At 59.6% G+C, this 13,588-nt stretch carries 11 protein-coding genes; 3 read left to right on the forward strand and 8 right to left on the reverse strand.

Annotation, left to right across the window (positions count from 1 at the left end; all coding sequences use genetic code 11):
- Positions 1-653 precede the first annotated feature (653 nt).
- From HMPREF9452_RS09340 to HMPREF9452_RS09360, 5 genes are all read right to left on the reverse strand, one after another.
- Positions 654-1,919 carry a 4Fe-4S binding protein gene (locus HMPREF9452_RS09340; protein ID WP_009141889.1) on the reverse strand — a complete coding sequence of 422 codons (1,266 nt, stop codon included), beginning with the start codon at positions 1,917-1,919 and terminating at the stop codon, positions 654-656.
- A gap of 293 nt (positions 1,920-2,212) precedes the next feature.
- Entirely contained in the window at positions 2,213-3,289 is a 1,077-nt protein-coding gene (locus tag HMPREF9452_RS09345; protein WP_009141891.1) for an NAD/NADP octopine/nopaline dehydrogenase family protein, read from the reverse strand.
- Between the two features lie 123 nt (positions 3,290-3,412).
- Complete coding sequence (locus HMPREF9452_RS09350; protein WP_009141892.1) at positions 3,413-4,048, reverse strand: hypothetical protein; 636 nt, start codon at positions 4,046-4,048, stop codon at positions 3,413-3,415.
- A gap of 128 nt (positions 4,049-4,176) precedes the next feature.
- Positions 4,177-5,520, reverse strand: a complete 1,344-nt coding sequence (locus tag HMPREF9452_RS09355) for a 6-phospho-alpha-glucosidase (protein WP_009141893.1) — start codon at positions 5,518-5,520, stop codon at positions 4,177-4,179.
- 121 nt (positions 5,521-5,641) lie between these two features.
- Positions 5,642-7,234, reverse strand: a complete 1,593-nt coding sequence (locus HMPREF9452_RS09360; RefSeq protein ID WP_009141894.1) for an alpha-glucoside-specific PTS transporter subunit IIBC — start codon at positions 7,232-7,234, stop codon at positions 5,642-5,644.
- A gap of 312 nt (positions 7,235-7,546) precedes the next feature.
- Between HMPREF9452_RS09360 and HMPREF9452_RS09365 the strand changes: the two genes are divergently transcribed.
- A complete protein-coding gene (locus tag HMPREF9452_RS09365; protein WP_009141895.1) occupies positions 7,547-8,275 on the forward strand; it encodes a GntR family transcriptional regulator in 729 nt (242 codons plus the stop codon).
- Between the two features lie 335 nt (positions 8,276-8,610).
- Here the strand turns inward: HMPREF9452_RS09365 and groL are convergent, their stop codons facing one another.
- The 3 genes from groL to HMPREF9452_RS09380 form a co-directional block, all read right to left on the reverse strand.
- Complete coding sequence (gene groL / locus HMPREF9452_RS09370) at positions 8,611-10,248, reverse strand: chaperonin GroEL (RefSeq protein ID WP_009141896.1); 1,638 nt, start codon at positions 10,246-10,248, stop codon at positions 8,611-8,613.
- Between the two features lie 107 nt (positions 10,249-10,355).
- A complete protein-coding gene (groES, locus tag HMPREF9452_RS09375; protein ID WP_009141897.1) occupies positions 10,356-10,640 on the reverse strand; it encodes a co-chaperone GroES in 285 nt (94 codons plus the stop codon).
- Between the two features lie 309 nt (positions 10,641-10,949).
- Positions 10,950-11,234, reverse strand: coding sequence for a helix-turn-helix domain-containing protein (locus tag HMPREF9452_RS09380; RefSeq protein ID WP_009141898.1), 285 nt, complete (start codon positions 11,232-11,234; stop codon positions 10,950-10,952).
- A gap of 114 nt (positions 11,235-11,348) precedes the next feature.
- Between HMPREF9452_RS09380 and HMPREF9452_RS09385 the strand changes: the two genes are divergently transcribed.
- Both HMPREF9452_RS09385 and HMPREF9452_RS09390 read left to right on the forward strand, forming a co-directional pair.
- Complete coding sequence (locus tag HMPREF9452_RS09385; RefSeq protein ID WP_009141899.1) at positions 11,349-12,047, forward strand: type III restriction endonuclease subunit M; 699 nt, start codon at positions 11,349-11,351, stop codon at positions 12,045-12,047.
- Entirely contained in the window at positions 12,040-13,584 is a 1,545-nt protein-coding gene (locus tag HMPREF9452_RS09390; protein ID WP_009141900.1) for an Eco57I restriction-modification methylase domain-containing protein, read from the forward strand. Before HMPREF9452_RS09385 ends, HMPREF9452_RS09390 begins: the two co-directional genes overlap by 8 nt.
- Positions 13,585-13,588 lie beyond the last annotated feature (4 nt).

Genomic DNA, 13,588 nt, shown 5'->3' on the forward strand with positions numbered 1-13,588 from the left:
GCCGGCGGCGTCGAGGCACGCCGCGAAGTGCAACCGCCGCCTGCAGGACAGGCGCGACGCCATGTCGCAGGCGGGAAAGAGGCCCTGCGTGGCGAACTGCGCGACGGCCCGCGAGATGGCCTGCTGGGTCTGGGCGATAGCGCTCATGGTCCGGTAGCGCCCGCGGCGAGATAGGAGTCCGACCCCGGGGCGCGCCGCGCTCGAGGCCGTTGGGAGGCCATTCCAGTTCCTTTTTCTGGGCAGCGGGGGACCGCCACGCCCGCCACGAGACTGCGATGAAGCCGGAGGCCCCCAGCCGTAGCAACGAAATGCGGTTCCGACCCGCGGATATTAGAGTGCCGAACGTGCGTCGAGCAGACACGCCCTCAAGCGGCGCGTCCCCCGGGTGAAGATAGGTCGTCCCCGCCCCCCGCGGTAGCTCCCCGGGGGGCGGGGACGTTTTGCCACTTGACAATGTTCAACTCATATTAAAAAGCCGCGCCGCGACCAGATTCTCACCCATGTCGCGGCGCGCTTGATAGTCAACAGATTATTGTACCGCACGCTCGTGCTTTTTTATGCAGTTTGAATCCGGTGCGGCGGCTTGGGCGACCTTGGACAGCCGAGCTATTCCGAAGCGCGCCCCAAAACAAGGCTGGAATCGGGCGCGCTCCCTAGTCGGCCAGCTTCTCCACCTTGTCCAGTGCGGCGGAAAGCTTCTTCTTCGCCTCTTCCTTCGCCTTGAGCGCCTCCTGCCTGGCCTTCTCGGCCTCGGCGGCGCGCTTTTCCTCCTCGGGATCCGGGACGATGAGCTCGGCGGCGTCGGTCTCCACCATGGCGATAGCGTGGTCCGGGCACACCTCCGCGCACAGGCCGCAGCCCACGCAGTAGGTGGATTCCAGCGTAAACCGGCCGGCGCCCTTGAGGTCGCACGCAAAGGTGGGGCACATCGCCACGCACTCCCCGCACATGGTGCACTTGGAGAAATCGCACTCGGGACGCGTCACGCGAACGTTCTCGGCGAGCTCCGGATGCGCCTGCAGCGTGGAGAGCAGCAGCTGGTTCCTCTGCATAAGGATGCGGCGGCGCTTCTGCGTGTTGGTGCCGCACGCCTTGTTGAGAGTGCGCTCCAGATTGGTGATCTGCTGCGAATGCGCCTTTAGGCGCTGGCTTACCGACGCCAGGGCTGCCGTGGCGGGGTTGAGCTTGGAGACGGCCAGGCCCGTGGTGCGCATGATGTTGTCCATGAACTCCTTGCGCTCGTACTCGCGGCGCTTAGCGCACTTGAGGTCCTTGGCCTCGACCTCAAGGCCCATGCCGACGCCGCTCCATTCCTCTGCCGTGGCGATAGCCTCTCCCAGCATCTCCTCGCCGGTGGTGTTGCGGCAGTTGGTGCAGATATCCAGCGGCAGGTACACGCTCACGTTGGGGTAGTCCGCCAGCACGGAGAACCACACCTCGGGCGTAACATCGCCCACGCACGCCAACACCACCTCGTTCTCACGGGGCAGGCGGCGCAGGGCGCGCGTGCAGGTAACGTAGGCCGTCTCGTGCGCGGCTGCCGCGGCGGCGATGGCATCGTAGAGCTTCTTGGGCTGGATGCGCGGCGACACAAACGCCTCCGTGGGGCACGCCGCGGCGCACAGGCCGCATTTACGGCAGGTGTCCATGATCTCGATGCCGCCGTCCTCGATATCGATCGCCTCGACCGGGCAGGCGTCCAGGCACTTGGTGCACGAGCTCTTGTCGTACTTGCACACCATGCACGGAATGGTGTTGGCGCGCGGACGCTCCTTGTAGTCCGCCGGGTTCCAATGCGGCGCATCGGGCGAAGCGGCGCCCATCAGCGCATCGGTCACCCCGCCCAGTGGGTCTTTAAGGGCTCCAAGCCCCTTGCTGATATCGATAAGGTCGTCAAACAGGTCGTGATTCTGCGCCATGGCGCTTTCCCTCCCCTGAGCACATGCTAGTAGCGTATCCGCCCCGCGCAAGGCGTTCGCGCAGAGCAAGGTATTAGTGTAGAGCACTCTTGCCCAACGCGATGCCGGCATGGCGTGAAGGCATGGATTCTCTGGACGATGATGGGCCGCGTCGACGTCACCGGTTGCGCAGACGCTACCCAAACGAAAAAGGCCCCGGAGGGCCTCCTTGAAGCACGCTTCGCCGCGCTGGCGCCGGGCGTACTTGGAAGCCCTTCCGGGGCCTTGGGTTCGACTTGCATCGATAGCGGTCGCTAGCCCTCGACAAGGTAGGTGCGCAGAGCGTCGAGTCCCATGCCGTCGATGCCGAGCTCCGCCATGGAGCGACCGCCCTCCCAGCAATCGCTCTCGAGCAGCACGCCGCCCAAGCTCACCAGGGAGTCCATCACGGGCGTGGGCACGCCGATGAGGCGGGCGAGCTTTGCCCATGTCGCGATGCCGTAGGGGATGTCCTCGGAGTAGTAGCGGTTCTGAAGGTTCGCGGGGCCGGTGATCTTGGCGAAGTTGGGGTCTCCGGCGATCGCCTCCTTGATTGAATCGGTCTCGACCGCGCCGCCGATGCCGTGCGCCGCGATGTCGGAGGAGTAGCCCATGGCGTCGAGCAGCGCGATGCGCTCGGCGTCGATCGCCTCGGTGAGACGGGCGACGCAATCGGTGAATCCCTCGGTGTAGAAGTGGAAATCGCCCTTAGCATATTCGATGCGACCGGCGTTTAGGATGCAGCCCGGAACATGGATGATGGGATTCAGGCTGGACAGGCCGCATGCGACGACGCTCTCCACGGCCTCGATGCCGGGGAAGACGCCATCGAGCGCCGCGATAACCTCATCGGTGCGGGAGGCGGGCATGACGCCGACCTTCAGCGGGTCGAAGCGGCTCATCACAAGGGATTTGCCCTGGCCGAGCAAGCGCGTGGCATACGGCAGGGTGTGGGTCTCCGCCACGCAGACGTCCTTTACGCCGTGCTCCTTGAACGCCTTCCAGAACATGAGCGAACCAAAGGTGCCCGGCAGCACGACTACGATCTGACCGGGCGCGACGACCTCTGCGAGCTTAGCGGCATATGCAGCGTGCGCGAAGGCGGGCACCGCGACCAGGATCACGTGCACGCCCTCGATGGCGGCGGCAAGGTCGCTCGTGACCATGGCGAGCTTTGCCGTACCGGTGCCCGCGGCGCCGGAGAGCTCGATTTCTTGGGTGTCGAACACCTGCTGCATGTTGGAGGCGAAGCGCTCGTCCTCATACATGTTGACCTCGAAGCCCCTCAGTGCGAGATCGGCCGCAGCCGCATGCGCGCCGTTGCCGCCGCCCAAAACCGCGATCTTCGTCATAATCCAGATGCTCCTTTCCAACAAAAGGCGCGAGGCCCCAAATGCCCCGCGCCCATGAGACACACCTCGAGTCTACTCCTCCCAGCCGACGACGGCATGCGAATACGGCGGACGGGCGTATGCCTACATCGCGATTCGCGTGGAAGCGAACAGGCACACGGCCGCCAGCGCGAGGACGACGACAGACCCGGATACATCGGCGAGCACTTCGGCGACGCCGCGCCCGCGCCTCCAGTCCCCCATCACCTGGGCGCCGCGACGCCACACGCGCCACAGCAAGATCGCCATGGCGACGACGCCCACCATGCTTTGCAGCATCATCTCGGCGCAGAGCAGGACGATGAGGTTCGCCGCAGCGTAGCCCGCATCGCCCGCCACGTAATGCCGGCGGACCAAGCGCACCAGGTACGCGATGAACGGCTGCGCGCACGCGCTCAAGAAGCTCACCGTCATGGCGGGGTTGGTGGAGAACGCCTCTTGCAAGCCGTCGGCAGAAAGGCCCGTTCCCGACATGGAAAGCGAAACCACCGTGGCGACCAGGACAAGGCACAGAACAACTTGGACCATGGTGAAGATCCGCGCGGTCAGCTGCTCGCGACGCGACAGATTTTTCTCGTCCAAGGGCGCCAGATGCCAATCGCAGCCGCCCTTGCCCATGCGGCCATCCGCTGCGACTCCCCCGGCATCCGCAACCGCGGTGCGAGTGGGATCCATCTTGGTACCTGCAGCCGCCAATTGGGACTTCGTCTTCTTTGCCACGTCTATTTCCGCCTTTCGCGCTCGATTGCACACGGGGCGCGCCGCCGTCCCCCTTCTATACGGCAGCGCGCCCCCGCTGGTGGGTGCCGCAGCGGCACATGCGTCCGCCGCGGCCGTAAGGTTTTTGATTACTTGAGCTCGGGCCAGTAATCCTTGTTGGCCTCGATAAGGTCATCCAGAATCTGCTTTGCAACCTTGGCAGACGGGATGGTGGCAGAAAGCGACAGCGCCTGCCACAGCTTCTGGTAGCTGCCCTCGACCCAGGCCTGGACAACAAGCTTCTCAACGGAGACCTGCTGCTCGAGCATGCCCTTCTGCCACTGCGGGACCTTGCCCTGGCAGATCTTCTCGTAGCCGTTGGAGCCCACGATGCAGGGGACCTCGACCATGGCGGTCTCGTCGAAGTTGGAGACGGCTCCGTCGTTGGGGACGATGAGCAGGAAGCGCTCTCCGGTGTTCTCGGCAAGCGCGCACGCCAGGTCCACGATGTAGGTGGCGTGAGCGTCCGCCTCGAAGCCGGCGCCCTCGGCGGTACCGGTCTCGATCACCTTGCGGCAAGCGCCGAAGACCTTCTTCTCGCGGCCATCCATAACCTCGTTGGCGCGGGTGTAGTCGGGGTTAGAGGTCTCGACCACGTAGTCCGGGAAGGTGTAGTACTTGAGGTAGGTGTTGGGGATGGTCTCCGGATCGATCGCGTAAACGTCCTTCGCCTTGCCGAAGGTGTGGACCCAGGACTCGTCGATGTGCTGCTCCTGGCCCTCCTCGTGGCTGATGCCGTCCAGGTAGCCGTTCTTGGCCATGTGCTCCTTGATCTGGGGCATAAGGTCGTTGCCCTGCTTGTCGAAGATCTTGGTGAACCAGCCGTAGTGGTTCAGGCCGTAGTAGCTGTACTGCAGGTCGCGGTGGTCATTGAGTCCGCACATGACGGCCATCTTGTCCATAAGGTCGATGGGCATGTCGCAGATGTTGATGATCTTGGAGTTGGGGCGCAGCACGCGGCAGGCCTCGGCCACGATCGCCGCGGGGTTGGAGTAGTTGAGCATCCAGGCGTCCGGGGAGTACTTCTCCATGTAGTCGAGGATCTCGATGACGCCGCCGATGGAGCGCATGCCGTAGGCGATGCCGCCAGCGCCGCAGGTCTCCTGGCCCACGCAGCCGTACTTCAGCGGAATCTTCTCGTCCAGCTCGCGCATGGCGTACTTACCAACGCGGATGTGGGCGAGAACGAAGTCGATGCCGGTGAAGGCCTCCTCGGGGTCGGTGGTGTAGGAGAAGTCGAGCTCGGGAGCGTTCTCCTTGAAGTAGATCTCGCAGGCCTTGGCAACGATCTCCTGGCGCTCGGCGTCGTTGTCGTAGAAGATGACCTTGTCCACAGGGAAACGGTCGTGCTCTTTGAGCAGCATGAGGGCGATGCCAGGGGTGAAGGTGGAACCGCCGCCGGCGATGGTTACTGCGTAGCTGGACTTAGCCATGGTTGATCCCTCCTGGATCCGGCCGCAAGGTTTTTTGAAGGGGCGCCGCCGCGGCCATGTGCGGCGCCCGATTGATACCAAATACCGAGCAGATGCTGGTGCGCTGTCGCAGGGTAAATCCTTAGAGCAGGGCCTCGAAACGGTCGCGGACCTTGGGTACCTTGAGGCCGATGATGACCTGCATGCCCTTGCCGTTCTTGGCGATGCCGCTGGTGCCGATGCTCTTGAAATCGGGGTCGTCGGCAACCAGGGTCTCGTCCTTTACGTTGACGCGCAGACGGGTCACGCAGTTGGTCACGTCGACAATGTTGTCGGCGCCGCCCAAAAGCTCCAGGACCTCGGCGGCCATCACGGCATAGGGGTCGGACTCGTCCACCTTGGCGCCCTCACCAGAAGCGAGCTCGCCGTTCTTGGCAGCGCGGTACTCGGCCTTGCTGCGGAACTTGACCTGCTCGTCATCGTCCTCGCGACCAGGGGTCTTGAAGTCGAACTTGACGATAAGGAAACGGAAGACAACAAACCAGATGACGGTGAACACAAGGCCGACGACCAGGGCCATGGCGTACTGCTGCCAGTGGTTGGCCATAAGCGGAATGAAGTTCAGCGAGCTGATCTCGATAATGCCGCCGGCGAACACGCCCACGCAGCCAACCATGTTGATAGCCATGGCGAGCAGAGCGGCAAGCACGCAGTGGACGATGAAGAGCGGGGGCGCGATGAACAGGAAGGTGAACTCGATGGGCTCCGTCACGCCGCAGAAGACCGCCGTCAGGGTGATGGGAATGAGCAGCGACAGCAGCTCCTTTTTCTTCTCGGGCTTAGCCGTGACGAAGAAGGCGAGAGCGATTCCCGGGCAACCAAAGATCTTGGACCAGGTAGAGCAGGTGAAGGCCGCGTAGGGAGCGAGCTCTTTGAGGGAGTCGGTGGAAGCGGCGATCTGGGGCAGCGCGGTAGCGAAGGCGGTGTAGATGCCGCCATCGACAACGGCATTGTCGTAGTAGAACGGGCTGTACATAAGGTGATGCAAGCCAAACGGAATGAGCGCGCGCTCGAGGAAGGCGAACACGCCTACGCCCAACGTGCCGGTGGTGGCGACAAAGCCCTGGAAGGCGCGGATGCCGTCCTGAACATGGGGCCATCCAAGGCAGGCGACAAACGCTACGGGCAACATGACAAAGAAGGTGATGATGTAGACAAACGTGGAGCCCGCGAACACGCCCAGCCACTCGGGAAGCTCTACCTCGTAGAACTTGTTGTGGATGGCGATGATGATGCCGGAAACCGCCAGGGCGCCGATCATGCCCATGTCGAGCGTCTTGATGGAGGCGATCATGGCCAAGCCGGACGTGCCGCCAACCTCCGCGGCGAAGTCGACGCCAAAGAAGCCGCCCCACTGCGAAAGCATGGTGCTCACAAAGTACTGGAAGGTGAGGTAGCCCACAAGCGCTTCCATGCAGCAGCGAGCGTTCTGCTTGTTCGCAAGACCAATAGGCAACGATACCGCGAACAGCAACGGCAGCTGGTTAAAGACGGTCCAACCACCCTGAAGGATGACGTTCCATACGCCGTACCACATGGTTCCCGGCGCGGCGAGAGGTCCAAAGATGACCTCGGTGGTGAAGAGCGTGCCGAATCCGATCACAACGCCCGCAAACGCGAACAGCATGACCGGGGTGAACATCGCACCTCCAAACTTCTGAATCTTCTGCATCATGGCAGGAAATTCCTTTCCCCTCTTAATTCCCCTCTTGTGCGGAGCTACCGCCCCCACCCTTCGAACACCGCCGGCGCCATGCGGTCATACTTGTTCGTACAAGTGAGTGACTACATAATCAGATACTTGTACGAACAAGTCAACGCGCATTGGACGAGTTCCCGCGAACGGTAGAAATTGTGCCGTGAGCGTTTTTTACGCTGCCGCTCATGGCAATCTGGTCTGCACAACGCGAGGGGCTAGCATATTCGTACAAGTTGGTATATACGTTGTATTAATCAAACCGCTTCATAACCATTCGATCGAGGAACCATGGCCAAGTCCGTCTACCAGGAAATCTACCAAGACCTAAAAAAACGCATCGAAGCTGGAGACATCGCCTACGGCGCGTTTCTCCCCTCCGAAAACGAGCTCACCACCTCGTATTCCTGCTCGCGCAGCTCGGTGCGCCGCGCGCTGGCACAGCTTGCCGCAGACGGCTACGTGCAATCGCAGCAGGGCAAGGGCGTGCGCGTGATCCGCGACCCCTCTCTCGATGTGTCACACGGCTACGATGGTCTTGAAACGTTCAAAGAGATGGCGGCACGCCTGGGCTTCACCGCCAGCACCCGATGCCTTGCACTGGACCGAGTAACCGCAGACGAGGACTTGGCAAGGCTTACGGGCTTTCCCGTCGGCACCAAGCTCGTGAGGGCGCTGCGCTCCCGTCGCGCGAACGATCAAGTGGTATCGACCGATGAAAGCTATATTCCAGAATCAATTGCATCCAGCCTCACGCCGGAACTTGTAGAAAGCGGCATCTACAAGTACCTAGAAGGAGAGCTTGGACTAGGCATCGCCACAAGCAGGCGCATCATCACCGTGGAAGCGGCCACCCAGGCAGATCGGGACAATATCGACCTAGACGGCTTCAACGCCGTCGCCGTCATGCGCAGCCACACCTTTGATACCGAGGGGCTTATGCTCGAATACACCGAGACCCATCAGCGCCCCGAGTTCTTCTCAAACTACACAACGGTAACCAGAACTCAGCGCCCATAGTTACCGCCGCCCCTCAGATAACGTTACATCCTGTGCCCGGTGCCCTGAACACCCAATCTAACTGCATGTTTGTCCGCCATTATAGATTTTCCGATAGTTTCGTTAATGATTTTCCGACATTCCTATTCATGATTTTCCGACTTTAGCCCGCTTGCTTCAACGCGCTTGCATCTACCAACTTGGCCTTGCGCCTTTGGACGAGGATCGCCCGCGCAACATCCACGCACCCGCTCAGCGGCACTTCGTCCAAACGCAAAAAGGCCCCGGAGGGCACTCCCAAAGCAAGCGCTTTGGGGAACCCTCCGGGGCCTTAAAAGTCAGCGTGCGCCGGCAGATTAGTACATGCCGCCACCCTGGGCGCCAGCGGTAGCAGCCGCGATAGCGTCCTCAAGCTGGGTGTTCTTGGGAACGTCGGTAACGGTGGCCTCGGTGATGAGGATCAGGGAAGCCACGGAAGCGGCGTTCTGCAGGGTGGTGCGGGTGACCTTGACGGGGTCCAGGACGCCCATCTCGATCATGTTGCCCCACTCGCCGTTAGCGGAGTTGAGGCCCTCGCCAGCGGGCAGCTCAGAGACCTTGTCGACGATGACGGCGCCCTCGTAGCCAGCGTTCTTGGCGATGGTGGCGACAGGAGCAGTCAGGGCCTTCTTGATGATGTCGATACCAATCTGCTCCTCGGGGTCGGAGACCTCGATGTTGTTCAGCGCGGGCAGAGCGTCCATGAAGGCGACGCCGCCGCCGGCGACAATGCCCTCCTCAACTGCAGCGCGGGTAGCCTGCAGGGCGTCCTCGACGCGGTGCTTGATCTCCTTGAGCTCGGTCTCGGTAGCAGCACCAACCTTGATAACGGCGACGCCGCCGGAGAGCTTGGCCAGACGCTCCTGGAGCTTCTCGCGGTCGAACTCGGAATCGGTGTGCTCCATCTCGCCCTTGATAGCGGCGACGCGAGCAGCGATGTCCTCCTTGGAGCCAGCACCGTCGACGATGGTGGTGTTGTCCTTGGTGATGGTGACGGACTTGGCGGTACCCAGCATCTCAGCGGTGATGTCGGCTACCTTGATGCCCAGCTCGTCCAGAGCGGCCTGGCCGCCGGTGAGGATAGCGATGTCCTCGAGCATGCGCTTGCGGCGATCGCCGTAGCCGGGGGCCTTGACGGCGCAGACGTTCAGAGCGCCGCGGATCTTGTTGAGGACCAGGGTGGGCAGAGCCTCGCCGTCGATGTCCTCAGCGATGATGAGCAGGCCCTTGCCAGCGCGGGAGACAGCCTCGAGAACAGGCATGATGTCCTGAACGTTGGAGATCTTCTGGTCGGTGATGAGGATGTAGGGATCCTTCATCACGGCCTCCATGCGGTCGTTATCGGTAACAAAGTACGCGGAGACATAGCCCTTGTCGAACTGCATGCCCTCGACGGTGTCGATGGTGATATCGAAGGTCTGGGAATCCTCGACGGTGATGACGCCGTCCTTGCCCACAACGTCCATAGCGTCGGCGATCTTAGCGCCAACCTCGGGGTCGCCAGCGGAGATGGTACCAACGGAAGCGATCTGCTCCTTGGTCTCGACCGGCTTGGCCAGGCTCTTCATCTCAGCGACGGCGGCGTTGACGGCCTTGTCGATACCGCGGCGGATTGCCAGCGGGTTAGCGCCGGCGGCGACGTTCTTAAGACCGTCGTTCACGATGGCCTGGGCAAGCAGGGTCGCGGTGGTGGTGCCGTCACCCACGGTGTCGTTGGTCTTGGTGGCGACCTCCTTCACCAGCTGGGCGCCCATGTTCTCGATGTTGTCCTCGAGCTCGATCTCCTTAGCGACGGAAACGCCGTCGTTGGTGATGGTGGGAGCGCCAAAGGAACGCTGCAGGGCCACATAGCGGCCCTTGGGGCCCATGGTAACGGTAACGGCGTCGGCCAGGGTGTTGACGCCCTTGGCGAGCTTAGCGCGAGCGTCGGTGTCGAACGTAATGTTCTTTGCCATCTTAGATTCCTCCAATAAGGAAAACGTTCATCAAAAATGAATGCGGGAATGCATACGGGATGCGCAGACCTTAGATCCGCGTTTTTGGACGAGAAGTAGCTGAGAAGCTACTCGACCACGGCGTAGATGTCGTCGGCGCGCATGAGCAGGTAGGTCTCACCGTCGACCTTGACCTCGTTGCCACCGAACTTGCCGTAGATCACCACGTCGCCAACCTTGACGTCCATGGGCAGGCGCTCGCCGTTCTCGCCAACCTTGCCGGCGCCCACAGCGATGATCTCGCCGCGCTGCGGCTTCTCCTGGGCGTTGCTGGCGATGTACAGACCGGAAGCGGTCTTCTGCTCTGCTGCATCGGGCTTGACAAGAACGCGGTCACCAAGAGGCTTAAGCATGAGGTGTTCCTCCTAACTCGTCGCACGGTTTTATGTGCCATGCGAACCCTTACGATTTTTCGTACGCCCTGAATAGTACCCAGCAATTGGAAGTTATACAACGCCATAGCAAAAAATCTTATTAATTGGCACTTAGATTTCTTGAGCGCCAACAGGCACACAAGTCCCCTGCACCAGTAATGGACGCAAAATGTTGAGTCAACTGGGAATCCCCATCGAAATCGAGTCGAGTATCAAGTGGACTCTATGTTTCTAAACTCGACGCATATTGAATTGATATCAAGAGTAAGGGCAGTATCCTGCACCGCGCTATTCCGCTTTGGCGATAGGGATGGACTTGGCTATATCGCCGGGAGATGCCTTTTCCAATCCCGAAAAGAACTCAATCACCGGAACTTCCAAGCCGTCGGCAAGCTTGCAGAGCCACTCAACTGAAGGATTGTATTTTCCGCTTTCGAATTTATTCAAGGCAGATCTGTCAACGCCCGCTCGATCCGCCACGAACACCTGGGACTTACCCTTCTGTTCGCGAATCCTAGCGGCATTGATACCAATGACCCTGTAAATGGATATGTACGCATTGCCTGTCTTCATGACAGCAATCGTATTGACGAACAGATTCCATAATGAGGTTTATATTCCACAGAATAGATTTCGGAGTTAGACTGGTGTGGATTATATTCCACATCGGTTTCGGAGTTTGCTTTTATGGCCCGGCAAGTCAAATCTCGCCAGCGCGTGCAGGAGCACGGAGAGGTCTTCACAAACGAGCGCGAAGTCAACGCGATGCTCGACATGGTCAAGCAGGAGACCGAGCGAATCGAGTCCCGCTTTCTGGAGCCCGCCTGCGGCAACGGCAATTTCCTAGCTGAGGTGTTGCGGCGCAAGCTCGCCACAGTTAGCCAGCAATACAAGAAGAACCCCGATGATTACATGCGCTATGCCTTCGTGGCGGTAAGCAGCCTATACGGCGTCGACATTCTTGAAGACAACGCACAGGAATGCCGTGACCGCCTGTTCGAGATTGTCGAATCGGAAGCAAGACGAGCAATCAAAAACCCAGACGAAGCGTTCCTCGACGCAGTCCGCTACCTGCTCAACAAAAACGTTCTGTGCGGAGACGCCCTCACGCTCAAAGACTCCAACGGAAACCCCATCACTTTTGCCGAGTGGTCGCTTGTAACGGGCGACAAGGTGAAGCGACGCGACTTCTTGCTAAGCGAACTGCTGGACGGCAACACCAATATGGGCGAGACCCTATCCCTCTTTTCTTTTGACGAGGCAAATGAGGGCGGCATCCGAACGCATACGGACTGGGAGTACGACTCCGAAATCGATGCCTATATCCCCTCCGCGATAAAGGAATACCCCCTCACCAATTACTGGGAGGTGCAGCGCTATGAGTAGCCTGCTTGAAAGGGCGTACAACCCGGACGTTTTGACCTGCCTGGCAAACCTGAGCAATGACGAGGTCTTCACACCACCCGAGCTGGCAAACGATGTTCTGGATATGCTGCCACCCGAAATCTGGAGCGATCCTACCATCAAGATCCTGGATCCATGCTGCAAATCAGGCGTGTTCCTACGCGAGGCGGCAAAACGGTTCATCAAGGGACTGGAGCGCGAATATCCCAACCTGCAAGAGCGTGTCGACCACATCATGCACGAACAGCTCTTTGGCATCGCGATCACCGAACTCACAAGCTTGCTATCAAGGCGGAGCCTGTACTGCAGCAAATTCCCCAACGGGCGGTTCAGCGTCGTCGAATTCGACAGCTCCGAGGGAAACGTGAGGCAGCGAACCGTTCAGCACACATGGGCAAATGGGCGATGCAAATTCTGCGGGGCATCCAATGCCGAATACGACCGCGACGAAGCACTCGAAACCTATGCCTACGAATTCATCCACACCGACGATCCGGAAAGGATTCTGAATATGAAATTCGACGTGATCGTCGGAAACCCGCCGTACCAACTAAGTGATGGCGGCAACAGCGCATCGGCAATGCCCATTTATCAAAAGTTTGTCGAGCAGGCCAAAAAGCTATCACCCAGATTCCTAGCAATGATTATTCCTGCTAGATGGTTTGTGGGAGGCAGAGGCCTCGATTCATTCAGATCAGAAATGCTGAATGACCACCACATTCGAATCCTGCACGATTATCCAAATGCCTCAGATTGCTTTCCGGGCGTAGAGATCAAAGGCGGAGTCTGCTACTTCCTCCGCGAGCGCGATTCGGAGGGCCTCTGCACCATATTCTCCCACAATGGAAACGAAACAACCTCCTGCACGCGTCCGCTTCTTGAGCCCGGGATGAGCACCTTTATCCGAAGCACGACGCAAATCTCCGTACTCAACAAGGTAAAACAGCTTAATGAACAGCCAATGTCAGCACTATTGAATGCAGGACGATATTTTGGCTTCCATACCAGGATTGTCTGGAATGGCGATACGGGAACGCTTCAAACCGCTGACGGCGCGTCGAGCTACCCTGTTAGAAAAACTCAGACCGAAGACTATTGCATAAAAGTTTATGTAGCACACGGAACGTGTTGGATTCAGCCGAAAAATATCACGCGAAACCAACAAGCAATTGAATCATATAAAGTTCTGATTCCTCGAGCTGGAAATCCCAACAGCTCGATTCTCGGCAATCCAAAAATCAGCGAGCCCGGAAGCTGCAGTTCCAACACCTACAACGTTATTGTTCTTGGTGAAGACAGAGAAACAGCTGAAAACATCGTTACCTATCTCAAAACAAGATTCGTTAGATATCTAGTTGCGACACGAACATCCACTCAAGACATGGCGCCAAAATCATTCGAATTTGTCCCCTGCCAAGACTGGTCACGCCCCTGGAAGGACGAAGACCTCTTTGAGAAATATAACCTGTCTGGCAATGAGAGACAGACGGTTCTGGGCACCATTCCAGAAATGATTTAGGAGT

Origin of the sequence: Collinsella tanakaei YIT 12063 (genome assembly GCF_000225705.1) — a bacterium.
Lineage (GTDB): Bacteria > Actinomycetota > Coriobacteriia > Coriobacteriales > Coriobacteriaceae > Collinsella > Collinsella tanakaei.

Coding starts and splice junctions, on each gene's coding strand:
- HMPREF9452_RS09340 (WP_009141889.1), bottom strand. CDS start 1,919: ATGGCGCAGAATCACGACCTGTTTGACGACCTTATCGATATCAGCAAG.
- HMPREF9452_RS09345 (WP_009141891.1), bottom strand. CDS start 3,289: ATGACGAAGATCGCGGTTTTGGGCGGCGGCAACGGCGCGCATGCGGCT.
- HMPREF9452_RS09355 (WP_009141893.1), bottom strand. CDS start 5,520: ATGGCTAAGTCCAGCTACGCAGTAACCATCGCCGGCGGCGGTTCCACC.
- HMPREF9452_RS09360 (WP_009141894.1), bottom strand. CDS start 7,234: ATGATGCAGAAGATTCAGAAGTTTGGAGGTGCGATGTTCACCCCGGTC.
- HMPREF9452_RS09365 (WP_009141895.1), top strand. CDS start 7,547: ATGGCCAAGTCCGTCTACCAGGAAATCTACCAAGACCTAAAAAAACGC.
- groL (WP_009141896.1), bottom strand. CDS start 10,248: ATGGCAAAGAACATTACGTTCGACACCGACGCTCGCGCTAAGCTCGCC.
- groES (WP_009141897.1), bottom strand. CDS start 10,640: ATGCTTAAGCCTCTTGGTGACCGCGTTCTTGTCAAGCCCGATGCAGCA.
- HMPREF9452_RS09380 (WP_009141898.1), bottom strand. CDS start 11,234: ATGAAGACAGGCAATGCGTACATATCCATTTACAGGGTCATTGGTATC.
- HMPREF9452_RS09385 (WP_009141899.1), top strand. CDS start 11,349: ATGGCCCGGCAAGTCAAATCTCGCCAGCGCGTGCAGGAGCACGGAGAG.
- HMPREF9452_RS09390 (WP_009141900.1), top strand. CDS start 12,040: ATGAGTAGCCTGCTTGAAAGGGCGTACAACCCGGACGTTTTGACCTGC.